Here is an 18,738-nt window from a genome sequence, read left to right as displayed (position 1 = left end):
GTGTTATGAATTTAAAAATCAGTAAGGTTAAGCAGAAGTTAAAGAATGGAGAGGCCTGTTTCGGAACCATGCTTCGCATTTTGAAATCGCCGCAGGCTGTGCCCATGTGTGCTTCGGAAGGCTGGGATTATGTTCTGCTGGATACCGAGCATAATGACTATGACTATGAGACATTAGGCAATTTCTGTGCGCTGGCCAAATATGAGGAGATGGCCCTGTTTGTTCGTGTGCCTGACAAATTATACCACCAGATGGCGCAGATGCTGGATATTGGTGCAGAGGGGCTGGTGTTACCACAGGTAAAGACAAGGGAGGAAACGGAACGTATTATCCGGTCAACCAAGTATGCACCTTTGGGGAAACGGGGAGTAAGCATATCCAGCACTGTAACACTTTTCAGAGATTACGATATCGAAATATATACTACCTGGGCAAATGAGGAACTGATGACGGTAGTGCAGATTGAAAGCGAAGAGGGAATGGCTAATCTGGTTGATATCGTCGCTACGCCGGGTGTAGATGCTATAATGATTGGGCCTGCAGATCTGAGCGATGACATGGGAATACCTGGGCAGATACATCATCCGAGAATGGAGTCTGCTTTTAGAGAAGTAATCAGGCAATGCGATATTTACGGTGTGGCTCCTGGTATACATCTAAATAACCTGGACGACGTTAAGAAATGGCGGGCTGAAGGGATGCGGTTCATCACCTACAGCTACGATACCAAGTTTTTTAAGGATGCCTCCCGGGAAGCGCTGCAAAGCTTGCGCAGTTTTGGCTGAGCCAGATTTTGGATTTTGATAAGATGCTACATTAAGTAGATAAAAACCGGCAGAAAACATCTGCGGTAAGGATTGATATTTGTGTAGAGCGCTAGCTTTTTTCTCAAACACCAAATATCAATTATGTCAAATAGCACGAGTCAAAAACAAATCACATTGATTGCAAGCGGGGATCTGCGGATTGCTGCGAATCAGGACTGCTGGGCAGCCCAGGAAGAATTAGAGACCTTACTGACTAAGGCCATTGCAAAGCAAGGCTGGACGGTCAGCAGAGCGCATGGCTACGATCCCATAAAGAAACACGGCCTTATTGATTCCCAGAAAATGGGCATGGAGGTATTCAGATCTATTGACCCTGATGCCCCGTTAGTAGTAGCAGAGGGACTGTGGCAATACAGTCACCATGTACTTGCAGGTTTGACCACCCACCGTGGGCCTATACTGACTGTTGCCAATTGGAGCGGACAATGGCCGGGGCTTGTAGGCTTATTGAATCTCAATGGCTCTTTAACAAAAGCCAACACAAACTATAGTTCTTTGTGGAGTCAGGACTTTGAAGATGATTTCTTTGTAAATGGGCTCACAGAATGGCTTGCATCAGGCAAAGTAACCCATGATTTAAGTCATGTAAAAGATTATAAAACAGTTCAGGTACCCTCGGCAGAAGCTGAAAAAGGAAAGGTCTTTGCGCAGCAATTCAGGGGACATAAAGCCATCATGGGAATCTTCGATGAAGGGTGTATGGGCATGTTCAACGCGATTATGCCCGATGATCTGTTGCATGCCACGGGAGTTTTTAAGGAAAGGCTGAGCCAGTCGGCATTGTATGCTAAAATGCTGGGCGTGCCGGATGCTGAAGCGATGGCTGTTTTGGAATGGCTGATTAAGCGCGGCATGACTTTTAATTTTGGAGAAACGCATGCCAGTGACCTGACCAGGGCACAGGTATTGGAGCAATGTAAAATGTATATCGCTGCGCTAAGGATAGCAGATGATTTTGGCTGTGATACCATTGGCATCCAATATCAACAAGGACTTAAAGACCTTACCGCAGCCAGTGACCTGGTTGAAGGGCTCTTAAATAACAGAGAGCGGCCACCGGTTTTTAGTGCTGATGGGCGTGAACTTTATGCTGGCGAGGCTTTACCACATTTCAATGAAGTCGATGAATGTGCAGGTTTAGACGCTTTGATTACTTACAAACTATGGAATGAGCTGGGTATGGAACCTGAAAACACACTCCACGATATCCGTTGGGGGGAGCATTTTATAGGAGCGGGTGTAGATGCTTATGTCTGGGTATTTCTCATTTCCGGTGCTGCCCCGCCGGCTCATTTTATTGATGGTTACCGTGGTGCAAGTAGTGACCGGCAGCCGCCAATGTTTTTTCCAAAAGGCGGAGGTACGTTAAAAGGCGTTAGTAAACCCGGGCCAATTGTTTGGAGCAGGATATATATAATGAATGACAGTCTGCACTGCGATATTGGCGTTGGAGAGGTGGTGTTGCTACCTCAAAAAGAAACCCAAAGAAGATGGTCTATAACCAATCCACAATGGCCGATTATGCATGCGGTGTTGCATGGCGTAAACCGTGATCAGTTGATGGCACAGCATAAGGCAAATCATATTCATGTTGTATATGCTACCAATGACGCGCTTGCTCAGCAGGCAGCAAGGATCAAGGCGGCGGCTTTGGCTGAGCTTGGGATTGATGTACATTTTTGTGGTGATGTTAAACTGGAAGCATGAGCGGGCATCTGAAATATGTAATCGGACTCGACTTTGGAACAGATTCCGTTAGGGCATTACTTGTTGATGCGCTAACAGGGGTGGAGGTAGAGAGTGCGGTTCATTTTTACACGAGATGGAAACAGGGATTGTACTGCGATGCGGCATTGTCGCAGTTCAGGCAGCATCCACTAGATTTCGAAGAAGGGATGGAAATCACTATCAAATCAGTATTGGCAAAAGTAGGGCCTCAGATCGCATCAGGGGTAGTCGGTTTATCCATCGATACCACCGGATCGTCGCCTGTTGCTCTGGATGACAATGGCCGTCCTCTGGCTTTAAGTCCAGCGTTTGCTGAAAATCCAAATGCTATGGTAATTTTGTGGAAGGATCATACTGCTGCTTTGGAAGCTGAAGAAATTAACAGCCTTGCGCATAGTTGGGAGACCGACTACACCCAATATTCAGGTGGCGTTTATTCGCCGGAATGGTTCTGGTCGAAAATATTACATACGATAAAAACCGATGCTGATGTTGCACAGGCTGCCTATTCCTGGGCTGAGCATTGCGACTGGATGCCGGCATTGCTAACTGGAAATTCCGATCCCCGGAAATGGAAAAGGAGCAGGTGTGCTGCGGGGCATAAGGCAATGTGGCATAACGATTTCGGGGGACTACCGTCTGAGTCATTTTTAACTACATTGCATCCGGCACTTGCCGGTTTGCGTGACCGGTTATATACAGAAACGTATACCTCTGACGAGGCTGCAGGTAGGTTATCGTCCTATTGGGCCGAGCGCCTTGGGCTGCCAGAGCAGGTTGTTATTGGTGTAGGTGCATTGGATGCGCATTTTGGTGCTGTAGGATCTGCAATTACTCCCTTCTCATTGGTTAAGGTAATGGGAACTTCGACATGCGACATGCTTACCGCGCCGAATGCCCAATATGAACGGGCATTTATTAAAGGTATTTGTGGGCAGGTTGATGGATCAATTATGCCAGGTATGTTGGGCATGGAAGCCGGCCAATCGGCATTCGGAGATGTATATAGCTGGTTTCGGGAACTCTTAGAATTCCCACTAAGGGAATTGTTAGCAGATTATTTACCTGCAAAAGAACTTGCCAGGGTTTCTTCCGAGATTTTGCCGGCACTGTCTAAGAAGGCTGCGCTGTTGCCACTTACAGTTCAGGATGTAGTAGCGACAGACTGGATTAATGGGCGGCGAACTCCAGATACCGACCTGGGTTTAAAGGCAGCGATCTACGGTTTGCAGCTTGGTATCGGCGCAGCACATATTTTTAAAGCACTTGTGGAAGCTACTGCTTTTGGTTCAAAAGCTATCGTAGATCAGTTTGAAAAAGAGGGAGTACCTATTGAGCGGGTAATTGCGCTGGGTGGGATTGCCAAAAAGTCGCCATTTGTAATGCAGACCCTGGCTAATGTGTTGAATATAGAAATTTTGGTTGTTAAAAGCGATCAGGCATGTGCACTGGGTGCTACCATGTTTGCGGCAACAGTAAGTGGCTTATATGAAAATGTTGCTGAGGCTCAAAAAACAATCTCTTCTGGGTTCGACGCAACATATTATCCACAAGCGGATAAAGTCTCGGTTTACGAGGTGCTTTATCAGAAATACGTCAAACTAGGTTTAGCTATGGAAAGCTGATCGGTGTTTTAGATAAGCAGTTCCATCCCTTTGTTACGGAACTGCTTATCTCGTGTTATTATTTCACCTTAATGAGCTTACTCACCGGAACTTCAAATAAAGCAGCGGCTTCTTCATCGAGTAACCAAAGTGTTTTATCATCTTTAAAACAAACCGATTCTATCTGCGGTGCTTTAACCGGAAGCCACCAGATATTTCCATTAAAATAGCTTCCTGTAGGGCTGGTACGTTCAAACATCCAGATAGCGGTGTAAGTAATTACGACGAGCCTGTTCCCATCTTCAGATGCATCAGCAGCAGTGACTTTTCCGCCGATATTAAATTGATCAAGCAGTGTTAAGGTATTAACCTCATCGGTTCTTTCAGTGTCCATGCGGTAGTGACGGGTAAAGGTGTCAGCACGATCTTTGGATAACATCTGGAAGCGTCCATCAGCAAAAAATACCGCTTCACAGTCGTAATTGAAATCTTTTTTATCTGTGAATGTTTTTTGATCAGGATACTTCAAAAAGAGTTTTTTCAGAAAGGTGGTATTGCTGGCGATGGGTGAAGGCTCAGGTACGACATACAATACCAGGTCTTTACGATCGTTGTAGTTGTTCCCTACATCGGCAATGACAAGATTACCTTTATTATCCATGGTAATATCTTCCCAGTCTACGTTAGTAGCACCGGCGATGGTAATACCCTCGTAATTGCGGTAACGTGCAGATTGGTAAAACTGCCCCAAGCTGTCGATAGCAAACACCCTCGGCAAATCTGCGGAGTCATTGTGCACCCAGAATACGTTTTTATCTGATTTACTACGTACGATACCGGAAAGTTCCAGTTTACCCCAGTAATCAAACTGGAATTTTGTTTTTAGAACTTCAGGATCTCTAGCAGGTAATTTAAGTTCCTGCGCGTAGCTTAGCCCTGCATTTAGCAATGTGAGTAATAATGCACCCTTTAAAATTTTCATTTTTTTTGACTAAGGTATGCCCCAGTCGTTAGCGGAATGTTTAGTTAAGGTTAGCATTGTATGAGCGTGCCGGTAAATTCTGTGCTAAGCTTTTCCGCTATGCGTGTTGATTTGCCTGGTTGGGGTTGATCAATTTTGAAAAGATTCGTAAATCCGCGATATAAAGCAATTAAGTTTTGTCTTTATTTAGTTATCTTCCTGTATGTCAGTTGATTGTTTGGTGGCAACTTCTTTGTCTATACCATGCCATATAAAACACAAAGAATATGAAAACAACAAAAACTTTAAACTACGCACTAGGTGCTTCAGTTTTACTTACAGCTATCTTAGGTTCAGGAAGTGCAATTGCACAACAAAAAGCTCCGGTTAAAAATATCGTCATTGTACATGGTGCATTTGCTGATGCATCAGGTTGGGAGGCTGTACATAACATTTTAGTGAAAGACGGTTATAAAGTGACTTTGGTGCAAAATCCAACAAGCTCTCTGGCAGAAGACGTGGCTGCAACTAAATTTGCATTGGATCGTCAGGATGGCCCGGCTGTATTGGTAGGTCACTCATGGGGTGGTACCGTAATTACTGAAGCAGGAAATTCTGATAAGGTAGCCAGTCTGGTTTATGTAGCTGCTTTTGTTCCGGATGGTGGTGAATCCACGCTTGCGCTGGTTAATACGGTTGCAACAGCGCCTAAAGGGATTCTTGCTCCCGATGCTCAGGGCAATGTTTACCTGGGTAAAGCTACTTTTCAGGAAACTTTTGCCAATGGGCAGACTAAAGAGAAATCTGATTTCATGTATGATTCTCAGATCCCATTGACTGTAAAATCTTTTACCGATAAAATTACAGTACCGGCATGGAAAAGTAAACCAGTATATGCTGTAAAACCATCAAACGACGAAACTATTGATATGGGGTTGGAAGATACGATGTACAAACGCGCAAATGCTAAAGTTACACATATCAAGGGCGGTCATACTTTATTTATGACCAGCCCTAAAGAAGTGGCTGCAGTTATTGAAGATGCTGCAAAAGGAAAATAGCTTTAGTAAATCGAACTGGCTATGTTGCTTGCCAGATAGAAAGAGATACATTTTTGAAAAAATGATCATAATACATTTATCCCTAAAAATATGAATGCAGTAAACACAACCAACAGTCCGGCTGCGGCAAACGTTCCCGGATCATTTAACCCCGAGGAATTTCTAATTACACCGGCGAGAACTTTTGAAGATTTGAAAATTGGTGAAATTTTTCGTGCGCCAAGTCGTACGCTGACCGATGCACATTCAGCGGCGTTTCAAACCGTGTCATGCGATAACCATCCTGTACACTATGATGCCGTTTGGGCGGCCAGACATGGTCATTCTGCTCCCGTGGTACACGGGCTGCAGGTACTTGCCTTTACAGCTCCCGGTGCTACGATGTTTCCACATGTTATCGGAGAAGTCTTTATAGCTTTTACTGAACAATCCTGTAAGTTTTTGAAGGAGGTGCATAGTGGAGACACGTTATATCCAGGGCTGGAAATTACCGACCTTACTGACCATGGTGGTACCGGAACGGTAACTACTGCTGCTACAGTATATAACCAAAGAGGTGAATTGGTGCTTTCGGGAGAGCACAAGTACCTGCTAAAAACAAAAAGCTAGGTTTATAACCTGGCGCTCTGCAGAGGCCTTGCTGTATCTTACAGCAGGGCTGTCTGTTTTACTTCATCCCCATCAAAGCAGGCTACACGAATAACAACAGCTAAATTCTTTTTAACAAGGAATGTTTAGAAGGAGCGTGGCGAATGAAAAGATCAATTTTGGCGGATGTATTTACTAAACTCAGCAGGCGACTTAAGATTAAGTAAGTCAACACGATTTTTTTCTAAATCGACATACGATAATTTTTCCAGCTCGGCCTGTGTGAGTTGGATATTGTTTTCAGGTATTTCTTTGGTAACCATTCCAATACCCTGATCTGTATCGAACACCTTTACGTTGATATCTTTCCGGGTTGCCCGAAGTTCTACTAATGCCTTCCATACGTCTCCATTCCAAATGCCGTTATAATCAGGAAGGTTCATCCGATACACCTCAAATTTGTGATGCGCCCGGATTGCAGATGTTTCATTTATGGGATTACAGTCATGTAACAAAATAAACCCGCCGTCGTTCAGGTTCATCAACGCGTTGTTGATATCCTTAATCACTTGTTCGGATAGATGAAGGCCATCGATAAACACTACATCCAAACCGCCTATTTTTTTGAGATATTCATGTTGCTCTTCAAAAAAACGATCACTGGTAAGCTCAAAAAATTTGTTATTGAAATTGTGTGGGTTGCGTACATAGGCTTTGATTTTGTTAAAATTTTTGATGGTGAAGTTAGGATCTACAGCAAGTTTAAGGGTTGATTTGATCATGAAAAAGCAAAAGCCAGTTTCAACTCCAATTTCTAGGTAATTAACCTTTTTTTTTCTTTTTTTAATTTCATTGATACATGCCTGTATCATATCAAATCTTTGTAATTCTCTCATGATGTTGTCTGTTTCTGCCAAAATCTTTAAAATAGGTATATAAATCGCAATTTGAAATGATTGCAAATAAAATATATTTTATACAGCTCCAATTGCCCGTACCAGGTTGATTTCCATTGCGGGCGACATTGGATTACGGTGCTGTTCCAAGTATAACTTTCGAAAAGCGCCTTTATGATGTTTTTAGTGTGGGGGTGATACATTGTGCAAACAATGGTTTGGCCCGGTAGCCGTTAAAGCACTTTAAAGGCAGATTTATTTTTTTCTGAAAATTTCTTTTTTGGCCTTTATACCATCAGGAACACTGGTTTTGATGATTTTTATGGGGGGTCAGACACCCCCCGAAACTGTTTCAGGATTTTCTGAATAGCGATCTTTATGATACGATTGACACCAAAAAAATAAAGGAAAACACCTTTATCAACCATGCGTGGATGCGCTGGTTTTGTGGTGATTAGTTGCAAATTAGATTTATTGATTTGTGTAGTCGACAAACCGGGCAATCAGCCGGGACGGCGTTGCAAACGTTCGTTGACATATGAGTAGGTTGTCCAGTTCTATTTCGGACAGGTGCTTAATCGGATAAACATGCTTCCTGGACCTGGGGAGCATGTTTATTTCTTTTGCGATTTGGTAATGGCATCTGACCAACTTAAAAAATCAAAATATTTTAATAACTCTTGTTCTGGAGGATTTTCTGCAAATTTGCTCCTCAGTTCCTGGTACTTTTTCCAGATCGACCGGTTCTTGATGCTGCTGTATGGCTTATGGGTATTTGAAAATATATGGAATAACAGGCGTTCCAATTGGAAAAACTTCTCCGTTTTTGTGAACAGTCTTTTAAAAGTACGCATCTCATATTCTAAATAATCGATATTGCCCATTTCAAAATGTATCAGCATACGAAACAATCTGGATACCCGATAAATGATTTGCGTTGAGCCTTGCTTATCCTGTGAAAGACCAATCGAAATATACTTACTAGCTGATTGTAGGTCTTTATTTCGAAAATAACTTACTGCGATGAAAAAAATCAGTTCCAATTGCTTGTGGCCATGAACCATTTGTTTGACCTTCGGAAGGTACGACTTATTGGTTTTGATTACAGCCAATGCCTGATCATAATCACTGTTTCCCAGGGCTGAATTTAGTGTGTAAATAAGGAAAGTTTGTCTGCAAGTCTGGGTAAAATGATCAGAATAACTGCTGTTGCTTAAGACTTGAATTTTATCAATAAAAAAAGCCATTTCTGCATATAACCTGATACTGCGTAAGCTGTCCAGAATTCCATCTAATGCAGCCAGGTAATCGTAGGGTGGGCAAGACCACAGTTGTGTGTGTTGTTCAAATAGAAGATTCAGTGACTTGAAAATCTTTAGCGCAGAATTATAGTCTCCCGTGCGACTCAGGAAGAATGCCTGAAACAAAAGGTGCAACTTTTTGGATTCAAAAGATTGTTTATTACCCCTTGTAATTATGCCCAGTTCACTCAGAAGTAAATCATTTAATTTTTTATCCTGCTGATCTCCGCTGTGGTTGCTTTGGGTAAGCATCCGGTAGTTTAAGAGTTCGAATAAAGAATAATGTTCATGTGTTTGTCTTAAATTCTGCAGGTTCTGTTTCATTCTCATCTGCATGCTTACAAGTTCTTGTTCTGTGGTATCGGGAAAACCATTTTCAGAAATATGGCTGAGCTCCATTCTGGTAGCGGCATAATACATTAGGTGATCCGCTCTGTCTTTGGCAAGAATTTTTATTTTGTCCAGTTCCGCCAACCCCCTTTCAGGTATTTCGCGCTCAAAACAAAGCTTTGCTTTCATCAGGCAATGTTGACTATAAAACCAGTCGTCGTGATCAATCCGCATCTGAACCAGCATATCAGTTAAGACTTTGTATAAGTAGGATGCGGTATTGTCAAATGATTTTTCGGGATATTTCAATTTGAATAAAAGCTCAATATCATCAGGGTTAGCGCTTTTTCCCGACTCAAACATCAAATCAAATAGATTCATGTAATCTTTATTTGCTCCCTGAGCATTATATTTATTTTTAAAGTGTTTTCGTTCTGAACCTGACAGTGATAATAGCAGTTTTTTCAGGTTGTGTTTCAATGTGCTTTTCATGAACTAAAGAGGAATCAAAATATATAATGTGTTGATAGTCAGTTTTACCGGCTTAATTTACTAAATTATCTGACTATTACGATTCATGAGATGATGAAAATAAGGCATGGTGGAGATCGCATTTCCGATTAAGTTTGGATCAGCGGTAATACATCAGCAAGACTAGACTTTATCCTGACCGGAGCCATTGTGGTACTTAAAGGATCGAAAATGCAGCATGTAAACCGGTACCTAACCAAATATTATGAAACGAACTTTTTACCCAACATTTGCCGTTTTGGCATTTTGCCTGATGTTCATCGTGCCGGCCTGGGCACAGGATGCCCGCGTTAAAGTACAACCGGTAGTTAAGGAGATCACTCCAACTATCTGGGATATCCAGCTACCTGCTCAAAATACCTTAAAAGGTTATCTGGGTGACCGTTATACAGAAAACCTAAAAAACAGATTACTTAAAATAGATGAAGCTGGACTTTTAGACGGCTTTACACACAGACCGGGTAAGCACCGATGGATTGGTGAGCACGTGGGTAAATATTTAGAGGCTGCGGCAAATACCTGGGAAATAACTAAAGACGAAGCCTTAAAAAAGCAGATGGACCGGATAGCCAATACATTGGTGTCTACCCAGCTTCCCGACGGATATCTTGGTACGTATCTGCCAGAAAATTACTGGACATCATGGGATGTTTGGTCGCATAAATACAACCTGGTGGGTTTGCTGGCGTATTACCGCGTTAGCGGCGACCGCAAGTTTTACGATGCTGCAGTAAAAATTGGCAATCTGCTGTGTCGGACCTTTGGAGATAACCCCGGTCAAAAGGATATTATCAAAGCCGGATCACATGTTGGAATGGCCGCTACTTCGGTAATTGACCCGATGGTTGACCTGTACCGCTGGACTGGTGATAAAAAATATCTTGATTTTTGCCATTACATCATCTCTGCCTATAACCATCAGGGTGGGCCGGCGATCATTAATTCGTTACTGACCCATAAACAGGTAAATAAAGTAGCAAATGGCAAGGCTTATGAAATGCTTTCAAACCTGGTAGGCGTCATTAAGCTTTACCGTGTTACCGGAGAGCCTGAACTGTTTACCGCTTCGAAAATCGCCTTTGATGATATTGCCAACAAAAGGCTTTTCGTTTCTGGAACAACCAGTGATCACGAACGTTTTAAAGATGATTTTGAATTATCCGCCGACACTGCTGCACATATGGGCGAGGGCTGTGTAACAACAACCTGGGTTCAGTTTGGTATGCAGATGTTCGCGGCAACCGGCGACATGAAATATTTTAACGAGGTCGAAAAATCCGTTTATAACCATTTGCTGGCGGCAGAAAATCCATCTACAGGTTGCGTAAGTTATTACACCCCACTGGTTGGCGTTAAACCTTACCGTTGTCACATTACGTGTTGCCTATCCAGTGTGCCGAGGGGTATATCACTGATCCCTTACCTAAATTATGGACATCTCAGAAATAAGCCAACTGTATTTTTCTATGAATCAGCAGATATAGAAGATCATATCCTGGTAGATAACCAGCAAATGCGCCTTGGACTCAAGATTCAAAGTAAATTTCCGCAAGCCGGTGTTGCCGACATTCTGGTTGATGTACCGAAACCAGCCAGCTTTGCTATTCAACTTAGGGTACCAATGTGGGCAACAGCATTTAAGGCAACTGTAAATGGCAAGGCCTACTCTGGCATAGCAGATGACGTAGTTAACATCTCCAGGACCTGGAAAGCGGGTGATAAGATCGCCGTTACTTTCAATATCCCTGTTCATGTATTGCCTGGAGGCAAAAGCTATCCCAACGAAATCGCGATCAAACGCGGACCGCAACTTTTAGCATTTGATGATTCGCTGAATAAAGGGGAGGGGAGCAGTTATATGGTTAGCAAGACACCAATATTAGTCAATCAAGGAAAACTTCCCGCTGATTGGGTAGGTAGTCAGGTTTATCAATTGTCAGTAACAACAAAAAATGGAGTAAAATCTCAATTAACCTTAGTGCCTTATTCTGATGCAAGTCAAACCGGAGCTGGTTCTACAGTCTGGATCCCTGCCTCGGTTGACGCGAGATAATCAAGGTTTCTACATACAATTTATCCTTTTAACTGAACACGTAATCACCTGAGTAAGATGCATGGAAATACGTGTTCAGTTAATTTTGGTTATACCTGGTATAGATCACGTGACTCATTTTTTCAAGTACGCGCTTCATATCATCTGCTTTTTTTGTTCCGATCAGTAACTTTTTATTGTCAGGGAATTCAAGTTGTAATCCCATGTTTCCCGTCGTATTGAAAGCCCACCCATTCCCTGAATATCGGATTCCCCATCCGCCATATTCCATAATTGGACTATATTTTCTGAGGGATAGATTTTGGATTTTATCCCAGGTGTATTGCCTGAAAGTAAGATGGAAGGGAAAAAAACGAACATAAATTCCGTCTTGAGTGATCCGGGTTTCCAGTTTAGCTGTAAAAATCAAAACTGTTACCAGCAACGGAATTCCAAGAGAGAGCCAGGTCTGGATGTTTCCAGATGACTGTTGCATTGCCCCATTATTATACATGCTATACAGTGCAACTCCATTTACGGCTAACAGGATAAGCCAGAGCCACCATTGATTAAAGCGTTGTTTTTCGGTGAATAATAGTTGATGTTCCATCAATAACTCATTTAGCAATGATGCGAAGAATTTCATGCGGTTGTTGTGCCATAATACTGCTTCAAGTTCGGAAATTTATCTTGTATTAATGTATAAATCGGTAGGAAAAACATCTATCATTTTCCCGGGTTGATCGTATTAAACGTAAGTGGATATGAGTAGAAGAAGTTAACAAATTAACAAAAGGTTAATTGTCAATGGAAAGGTTGGATTAATGTGATTGTATACTTGTGTTATTTTCGGGGAGGTTAGGGTTATGAACCAACTGAACTTTAGTGAAGCGATCTTTAAGTTTTATAAACCAAATTTCAAAGCTATAATAACTTAAATAAGATAGTAGATAAGTCGATGTAATGATTAGAATAAAAGTGAAAACAAAATCATTAGTTTTAAAGTGACTCATTGCGAAACCAATACATAGAGGATGATAAACATATAACCCATAGCTGATTTTACCCGTGAATCTAAGAAATTTGAGTCTAAAGAATCCGTTCAAGATGGTGTCCTTCTCTGTTAAAAGAATGATCATCATCATGTATAACAGAGAAATTAATGGCAATTTAAAAACGTAAATATTATTGTTGCCTTGTCCTCCCAAGACCCACCAGTTTACAACTAAGAGAACAAGGGCTGTTGGCGCTAAATATAAAAGATGTTTTACGTTTATCCATTTATATATATGGTTTAGTGCGGCAAAAGCACCAAATCCAAGGCAGTCCATGTTAGTAAAAGTAAAATAGAAACTGCCGTAGCCGTAATGACTTAACCCAATTTTCGTTAGCATGCTGACAACGAAAATTATTACAAGTACTTTTAATAAATTTTTGTTAGCTGTGTAATAGACAATTATAGGCCAAACCAGGTAAAAATGTTCTTCCACTGCTAAACTCCAGAAGTGACTAGGCCCTTTAATGTCCCAGTTAAAAGTCTGAGCAATGTTTTGAAGATATACCCAGTAGTACCAGTTGTGTTGGAATTTAGTTGTATGTCCGTTAACAAAATAAGGTTGAGCGACCAAATAAACGATTAATCCCAGATAATAGAGAGGAAAAATCCTTAGGCTCCGCCGAATGTAAAAATTTGAAAAATAGTTGCCAGTTAATTTTGCTTCCAGTAAGATTCGGGTGATTAGAAATCCGGAAAGCACGAAAAACAGCGTTACGCCGGTTTGCCCGAAACTTCCTGGTTTATGAAGGAATTTGAGTAATAAGGAAGAGTTATCGGTATCTTGGGCAATGTGAAAAAATATAACCATTAAGGCGGCGAAGCCACGTACACCGTCTAACTCTTTATAATATTTTAAATGCATTTTAATTAAATATACAACTCTGGCTAATAAATCTGGCGCAAAGAAAGCAAATAAATCGTCTTATCAAAGTGTTGGTATGCAATGGAAACTTAAATAGTTTTAATAATTTGTCAAACACGAAAGTTTACAACTAATTAAAACTATGGCAAAGTCTTGGACTTTTTCAGTAAAGGGCACTTTATGTTTAGTTTTACCGTATGGTCAGCATTATAGCTATAGATCTTCCAAATTTATTCTACCGAACGATAAGTTGAGGTTTGTGTTTTCATCTTCTGATCGATGAAGACGTGTTGAAATGTATAAAAATTCTTTCATTGAGGTCTATTAGGTAGAAAATGTGTACAGGGAAAGGTCTGGCGTGTTAAAAAGATGTTTTTAGTTGAGATAACTAATTTTTTAGCTGATATTAGGGGAAGCGAAAAAATTATGGAAATAAAAGATTTAACCAAGGTTGAAGGTCAGCTTATGCAAGTGCTCTGGAAATTAGAAAAAGCTTTCGTTAAGGAAATTATCAACGAGCTTCCTGATCCGAAGCCAGCATATAGTACAGTTTCAACGATTATCAGGATTTTGGAAAGTAAGGGGGTGCTTGGTTTTGAGGCTTTTGGTAAAACACATCGCTATTATCCGCTGATTAGCAAGGAAGAATATATGCGGCATGAAGCAGATAAGTTTCTGGGTAACTATTTTTCCAATTCTGTCCAGGATATGTTTTCATTTTTTGTTCAGGAAAAGAAAATTGATCTCAAAGACGCAGAGCAGTTACTTAAAATGATTGATAATATTAAAGATTAGCGCTATGAATCTGATGCTGTACTTTTTCTTGTCGGGTATTTCATTGACTGTTTTATATCTTTTTTATAAACTGCTGCTGCAACGCGAGACATTTTTCTTTGTGAACAGAGTTTATCTGCTTTCGTCTATTTTCTTGTCTGTGTTGATTCCCACTTTGGATTTGTCTTTTCTTTTTGCACTTCCAAAGATAGATTTGGTCGTGTCCACATTATCAGTCATTCCTGATGGCAAGGGGCTATTATTGGGCGCCGAGCATATCAATCCAGTGGTTGTTATTTATTGGATCGGGGTGATAATTAATGCCATTATTCTCTCGGTTAAAATTTATGGGACTAGAAACGTGCTTAAATTAGTTAAAAAAGGAAGTGCATTTTCCTTTTGGAAAACAAAGGTAATTGATACCGATATTGAAAATTTCGAAATTATTGATGCACATGAAAATGTTCATGTCAGACAGTATCACACCTTAGATATCCTGTTGCTGGAAATGATGAAGGTGTTTTTCTGGTTCAACCCTGTAATTTATTATTACCGAAAATGTCTTGTATGTATTCACGAATTTCTAGCTGATGAACAGGCGGCGAAGCTGGCTGGAAGTAAAAAGCAATATGCAATGACCCTTTTTTTACACAATTTCAGTGCTTCTCCAATGTTGTCGAATAGTTTTTTTAATAATAATCTATTAGAAGAAAGAATAGGGATGTTACAACGCAAAAAATCAAATAGCTCCCGGTTATGGAAATATGTGTTGACACTTCCGATGATTATTACATTATTGTTGTTTTGCTCTTTTGGAAGTGCTGATTTTAGTCGCGGCAACATAAAATTGGACAAAGCGGCTAACTTTCCAGGTGGGTTTGAAGCATTCAGCAGGTATTTGGTTAAAGCAGCTCAAAAAGTGTCGGATAAGCGCGGTAAAGTTAAAGTTAGTTTCATTGTGGAAACAGACGGTATGGTTAGTCATGTGAAGATAGAGAATGGTTTAGATAAGGCGAGCGATCTTGAGGCGTTAAGAATAGTAGGCGGTAGTCCGAAATGGGAACCGGCTATATTGAACGGAGAGCCTGTAAGATCATCCTATCAGATGGGTATAAACTTTGCCGAAAATAAGTAAAAACATAAGTGAACATCTAATTAATTAGATGTTATAGCTAAAAGATTAGTTGTAAAACTAATGTAATAGTTGTATGTTTGGATTAACTCATTTAATCCATATCTCATGCGCACCGTTAGTACTAAATTCTACCTTCTTTTTTTCTTAAGTTTCTGCTTATCTATCATTTCTATGGCTGTTAATGCCCAACAAAAAAATGGAGTGGTTACGGGCGACGTGATCGATGAAAACCGTTCGATGCTTCCATTTGTCCAGGTGAGTTTAAAAAAAGTTCAGGATTCCAGTAGGGTGAAGGTTGTATTGGCTGATATTTCAGGCCATTTCCTATTTGAAGTTCCGGCGGGGAAATATTTTATCGAGTTTAAGATGATGGGCTATACCACGCTTAAGTCAAAACCCTTTGCTGTCTCTGAAGCGCAAAGCCATGCTTTAGGTGCTATCTCACTTCATCCAATTACTACAGAACTGGCAACTGTTACTATTTCTGCGCCGCTTCCCTTTGTTGAGCGAAAAGCAGATAAGCTTGTCGTGAATCTGAATGGGATGGGGGCAGGGGCACCTATTTTAGATGTAATGAATCAGCTTCCCGGGGTAACGGTGACACCGGACGACCGGATCAGCCTGAATGGAAAGTCTGTACAGATTTATGTTGATGGCAAAGCGACCACGCTTTCTGCCGAGGCCCTGTCTGGCATGTTGAAGGGGATGTCTTCATCTGCAATTCAAAAGGTTGAACTCATCGCCCAGCCTTCCGCTAAGTATGATGCTGCTGGGAATGGTGCAATAATCAACATCATTAGAAAGCGTAATTACAGCGCAGGGTTAAATGGGAACGCATATGCTGGCGGGGGAAAAGGCACATTTGGAAAAGCAAATGGTGGGATTAACCTCAATTATAAAGGAAAGTCATACAACGTTTTGCTAAATATGGATTATAACTACAACAAGTATTTCAATGATAGTTATATCGTCTCCATGTTAAGTACCGCTGGGTCATCTGTCCGTCGGTCTGTTTCTGATATTCAAAGCACCAGAACAAGCGCCAATTACACACCCAATCTAGGCGCGGATTTTTATCTGTCCAAACGAACTACATTATCGGCGTCGATAAGACCCGGCTTTCAGTCTTTAACGCGCGATGCCTTTTCTAAAATTAGCCTAAACGCTGGAGAAAATCCTGGCAGCGGATCTGAATTTGTCAACATAGTTGGTATCAAGGCCAATAATTTGTCTTCGGGATTGCGACTACAGCATCAGTTAGACACCGCCGGACGGGAACTTACCATCGATCTCGATTATTATCGCTCCGGAAACTACAATGACCAGGACAACCGAAACATTGTGCTTAGCCCGTTTTCAGATTTGCCAAGCACAGTATCTCAGGATCGGGTATTCGATGTGTACGCAATCAAAACAGATTATACGCATCCGCTAAAGAACGGCAGCCAATTTGAAATGGGCATGAAAACAAGTTATGTAAATTCAGGGAACACCAATTTCTACAAAGATTTGAGCAGTCAGCAGACTGATGTTTTTAACTACAAAGAATTGATTTCGGCGCTTTACTTAACCTATGACCATACGGGCAAAAAACTTTCTTATCAACTGGGCATCAGGGGAGAATACACTCATGGGCAGGGCGAACAGCAATTTGGAGCCAGTAGTTTTACCAGGCATTACTTACAGCCATTCCCATCCCTGCATTTAGATTACAAGCTTAATCCAAGTAACTCTTTAAGTTTAGGAGTAAACAAAAGGATTGAGCGTCCGGGTTATGAAAGTTTAAATCCGCTTGTACGCATCATCAATAGTAATAATTTGCAGGCTGGAAATCCGGCGCTTCAACCACTTATCGCCTATAACGCAGATTTATGGTATGGCTATAAAAATGCATTGTTTTTGGGGGTAACTTACAGCTACGCCAAGGATGATTTTACGAGTATAACAGTTCCTACAGGGGAAGACATATTAACCACATTACCGGGCAACGCAGATTATTCAAGCTACGTTACGCTGCAGGCCATGTATGGCAAGCAGGTACTTCCATGGTGGTATACCAGTACAAGTGCCAATTTGTCTAAACGTTCTTTCAAAGGTGAATTTAATGGAATGATATTGCAGAGTGATGGTATTGCCAGTCTTTCTGCCACGTCCTATCATAGTTTTTCTATAACGAAGCGTTTTTCATTGATGTTACTTTTTAACTATCGCGGGAAAAGTATGGAGCGGACGATCACTACCCAGCCATTTGCCTACCTGACAGCCGGTATTCGCCAACAGTTCCTGAATAAGCGTGCCTCTGTTCAGCTTAACGTGATGGATATTTTTAAATCGTACAAGAATTTCTACCAGCAAAACAGCGGATCTGTGCAGCAGACCTGGCAAAACACGTTTGAAACGAGAATGGCGAAGCTTAATCTCAGTTACAGTTTCGGTGGTACCATAAAAAATGGGAAGAAAAATAATGGCGCCGAGGAAGAGAAGAAGCGTAGTGCAGTGAATGAAAATTAATTGATTGCTTGGTTGTTTGTTGGCTCACAGCCGAAATTATAAGGCTAATCATTTAACGAATTAATACCTTCGTCCTTCAGTTTCTGTAATCCGTCTTTCATGGACTTTACCATTGCTGGTTCGTGCCCTTGCCAGACGGTTACTTCTCCAACAACTTTAAATGGATGTATTGACCGATAAGACATTGTTGGATTACCGGGGAATTTTCTATCTGTCAAATCAGGATCGTCCGCAATTTCCCCTGTTGGCTCCACCAGATAAATTCTCTCACGGCCTTCTCCGTAGGCGAGTTCGGCGCCCCAAATGGCAGCATCTAAGGTTGCTGTTAGGAAAATGTATTTGGCAGTTTTTCTTTGTCCGAAGTTTGAGTTGTTGCCCACCTGGATAAAATCACCAATTTTGAGATCCGCTTTTGTTCCATGGAAGTAGGTCTGAGCAAAGGGACTTTGATTATGAATAGGTCTAATTTCGCTTTTGTTTGATTCCATGTGTTGTCCTTATTAAATTTCAGTCCAAGCGTCCGTCCAAATGAGGATTATC

General features: G+C 41.3%; 15 protein-coding genes. 9 read left to right on the top strand and 6 right to left on the bottom strand.

Going from position 1 to position 18,738, the window contains the following annotated elements:
* Positions 1-5: 5 nt before the first annotated feature.
* The 3 genes from CLV32_RS07255 (at position 6) to CLV32_RS07245 (ending at position 4,180) form a co-directional block, all read left to right on the top strand.
* A complete protein-coding gene (locus CLV32_RS07255) occupies positions 6-785 on the top strand; it encodes an HpcH/HpaI aldolase family protein (RefSeq protein WP_133553967.1) in 780 nt (259 codons plus the stop codon).
* A gap of 123 nt (positions 786-908) precedes the next feature.
* Positions 909-2,534: a fucose isomerase gene (locus CLV32_RS07250; RefSeq protein ID WP_133553965.1), complete on the top strand. Its 1,626-nt coding sequence runs from the start codon at positions 909-911 to the stop codon at positions 2,532-2,534.
* Positions 2,531-4,180 carry a ribulokinase gene (locus CLV32_RS07245; RefSeq protein ID WP_133553963.1) on the top strand — a complete coding sequence of 550 codons (1,650 nt, stop codon included), beginning with the start codon at positions 2,531-2,533 and terminating at the stop codon, positions 4,178-4,180. Before CLV32_RS07250 ends, CLV32_RS07245 begins: the two co-directional genes overlap by 4 nt.
* Positions 4,181-4,238: 58 nt before the next feature.
* Here the strand turns inward: CLV32_RS07245 and CLV32_RS07240 are convergent, their stop codons facing one another.
* Positions 4,239-5,141 carry a hypothetical protein gene (locus CLV32_RS07240; protein WP_133553961.1) on the bottom strand — a complete coding sequence of 301 codons (903 nt, stop codon included), beginning with the start codon at positions 5,139-5,141 and terminating at the stop codon, positions 4,239-4,241.
* 266 nt (positions 5,142-5,407) lie between these two features.
* Here CLV32_RS07240 and CLV32_RS07235 point away from each other — a divergent pair, with 266 nt between their 5' ends.
* Together CLV32_RS07235 and CLV32_RS07230 are read left to right on the top strand one after the other, a co-directional pair.
* Positions 5,408-6,181 carry an alpha/beta fold hydrolase gene (locus tag CLV32_RS07235; RefSeq protein ID WP_133553959.1) on the top strand — a complete coding sequence of 258 codons (774 nt, stop codon included), beginning with the start codon at positions 5,408-5,410 and terminating at the stop codon, positions 6,179-6,181.
* Between the two features lie 90 nt (positions 6,182-6,271).
* Positions 6,272-6,790 (top strand): MaoC family dehydratase, encoded by a 519-nt coding sequence (locus CLV32_RS07230; RefSeq protein ID WP_133553957.1) that lies wholly within the window; start codon positions 6,272-6,274, stop codon positions 6,788-6,790.
* Between the two features lie 152 nt (positions 6,791-6,942).
* Here CLV32_RS07230 and CLV32_RS07225 read toward each other — a convergent pair whose 3' ends face one another.
* Both CLV32_RS07225 and CLV32_RS07220 read right to left on the bottom strand, forming a co-directional pair.
* On the bottom strand, positions 6,943-7,665 hold the full coding sequence (locus tag CLV32_RS07225; RefSeq protein ID WP_133553955.1) for a class I SAM-dependent methyltransferase: 723 nt from the start codon (positions 7,663-7,665) through the stop codon (positions 6,943-6,945).
* Between the two features lie 614 nt (positions 7,666-8,279).
* The gene (locus tag CLV32_RS07220) at positions 8,280-9,788 is read right to left on the bottom strand and encodes a hypothetical protein (RefSeq protein WP_133553953.1); all 1,509 of its coding nucleotides are present in this window, start codon (positions 9,786-9,788) and stop codon (positions 8,280-8,282) included.
* A 244-nt stretch (positions 9,789-10,032) separates the two neighbouring features.
* On the opposite strand from CLV32_RS07220, the gene CLV32_RS07215 reads away from it, so the two are divergent.
* Positions 10,033-11,880: a glycoside hydrolase family 127 protein gene (locus CLV32_RS07215; RefSeq protein WP_133553951.1), complete on the top strand. Its 1,848-nt coding sequence runs from the start codon at positions 10,033-10,035 to the stop codon at positions 11,878-11,880.
* A gap of 79 nt (positions 11,881-11,959) precedes the next feature.
* Here CLV32_RS07215 and CLV32_RS07210 read toward each other — a convergent pair whose 3' ends face one another.
* Both CLV32_RS07210 and CLV32_RS07205 read right to left on the bottom strand, forming a co-directional pair.
* On the bottom strand, positions 11,960-12,469 hold the full coding sequence (locus tag CLV32_RS07210) for a hypothetical protein (RefSeq protein WP_133553949.1): 510 nt from the start codon (positions 12,467-12,469) through the stop codon (positions 11,960-11,962).
* A gap of 211 nt (positions 12,470-12,680) precedes the next feature.
* Complete coding sequence (locus tag CLV32_RS07205) at positions 12,681-13,778, bottom strand: acyltransferase family protein (RefSeq protein WP_133553947.1); 1,098 nt, start codon at positions 13,776-13,778, stop codon at positions 12,681-12,683.
* A 426-nt stretch (positions 13,779-14,204) separates the two neighbouring features.
* Between CLV32_RS07205 and CLV32_RS07200 the strand changes: the two genes are divergently transcribed.
* The 3 genes from CLV32_RS07200 to CLV32_RS07190 all read left to right on the top strand — a co-directional run bounded on the left by CLV32_RS07200 (position 14,205) and on the right by CLV32_RS07190 (position 18,198).
* Positions 14,205-14,573, top strand: coding sequence for a BlaI/MecI/CopY family transcriptional regulator (locus CLV32_RS07200; RefSeq protein ID WP_133553945.1), 369 nt, complete (start codon positions 14,205-14,207; stop codon positions 14,571-14,573).
* A gap of 4 nt (positions 14,574-14,577) precedes the next feature.
* The gene (locus CLV32_RS07195; protein WP_133553943.1) at positions 14,578-15,687 is read left to right on the top strand and encodes an energy transducer TonB; all 1,110 of its coding nucleotides are present in this window, start codon (positions 14,578-14,580) and stop codon (positions 15,685-15,687) included.
* Positions 15,688-15,858: 171 nt separating this feature from the next.
* Entirely contained in the window at positions 15,859-18,198 is a 2,340-nt protein-coding gene (locus tag CLV32_RS07190) for an outer membrane beta-barrel family protein (protein ID WP_166641903.1), read from the top strand.
* Between the two features lie 44 nt (positions 18,199-18,242).
* Here CLV32_RS07190 and arr read toward each other — a convergent pair whose 3' ends face one another.
* Positions 18,243-18,686, bottom strand: coding sequence for an NAD(+)--rifampin ADP-ribosyltransferase (gene arr / locus CLV32_RS07185; RefSeq protein WP_133553938.1), 444 nt, complete (start codon positions 18,684-18,686; stop codon positions 18,243-18,245).
* Positions 18,687-18,738 lie beyond the last annotated feature (52 nt).

The organism is Pedobacter duraquae (genome assembly GCF_004362245.1).
In the GTDB taxonomy this organism is placed as follows: Bacteria; Bacteroidota; Bacteroidia; order Sphingobacteriales; family Sphingobacteriaceae; genus Pedobacter; species Pedobacter duraquae.
The sequence above is the reverse complement of the archived record's forward strand: the minus strand, read 5'-3'. Positions and strand labels throughout refer to the sequence as shown.

Excerpts from the sequence above, each read along its gene's own strand:
- CLV32_RS07240 (WP_133553961.1), bottom strand. The coding sequence starts at position 5,141 with ATGAAAATTTTAAAGGGTGCATTATTACTCACATTGCTAAATGCAGGG.
- CLV32_RS07235 (WP_133553959.1), top strand. The coding sequence starts at position 5,408 with ATGAAAACAACAAAAACTTTAAACTACGCACTAGGTGCTTCAGTTTTA.
- CLV32_RS07215 (WP_133553951.1), top strand. The coding sequence starts at position 10,033 with ATGAAACGAACTTTTTACCCAACATTTGCCGTTTTGGCATTTTGCCTG.
- CLV32_RS07205 (WP_133553947.1), bottom strand. The coding sequence starts at position 13,778 with ATGCATTTAAAATATTATAAAGAGTTAGACGGTGTACGTGGCTTCGCC.
- CLV32_RS07245 (WP_133553963.1), top strand. The coding sequence starts at position 2,531 with ATGAGCGGGCATCTGAAATATGTAATCGGACTCGACTTTGGAACAGAT.
- CLV32_RS07255 (WP_133553967.1), top strand. The coding sequence starts at position 6 with ATGAATTTAAAAATCAGTAAGGTTAAGCAGAAGTTAAAGAATGGAGAG.
- CLV32_RS07190 (WP_166641903.1), top strand. The coding sequence starts at position 15,859 with ATGGCTGTTAATGCCCAACAAAAAAATGGAGTGGTTACGGGCGACGTG.
- CLV32_RS07210 (WP_133553949.1), bottom strand. The coding sequence starts at position 12,469 with ATGGAACATCAACTATTATTCACCGAAAAACAACGCTTTAATCAATGG.
- CLV32_RS07230 (WP_133553957.1), top strand. The coding sequence starts at position 6,272 with ATGAATGCAGTAAACACAACCAACAGTCCGGCTGCGGCAAACGTTCCC.
- arr (WP_133553938.1), bottom strand. The coding sequence starts at position 18,686 with ATGGAATCAAACAAAAGCGAAATTAGACCTATTCATAATCAAAGTCCC.
- CLV32_RS07225 (WP_133553955.1), bottom strand. The coding sequence starts at position 7,665 with ATGAGAGAATTACAAAGATTTGATATGATACAGGCATGTATCAATGAA.
- CLV32_RS07250 (WP_133553965.1), top strand. The coding sequence starts at position 909 with ATGTCAAATAGCACGAGTCAAAAACAAATCACATTGATTGCAAGCGGG.
- CLV32_RS07220 (WP_133553953.1), bottom strand. The coding sequence starts at position 9,788 with ATGAAAAGCACATTGAAACACAACCTGAAAAAACTGCTATTATCACTG.
- CLV32_RS07195 (WP_133553943.1), top strand. The coding sequence starts at position 14,578 with ATGAATCTGATGCTGTACTTTTTCTTGTCGGGTATTTCATTGACTGTT.
- CLV32_RS07200 (WP_133553945.1), top strand. The coding sequence starts at position 14,205 with ATGGAAATAAAAGATTTAACCAAGGTTGAAGGTCAGCTTATGCAAGTG.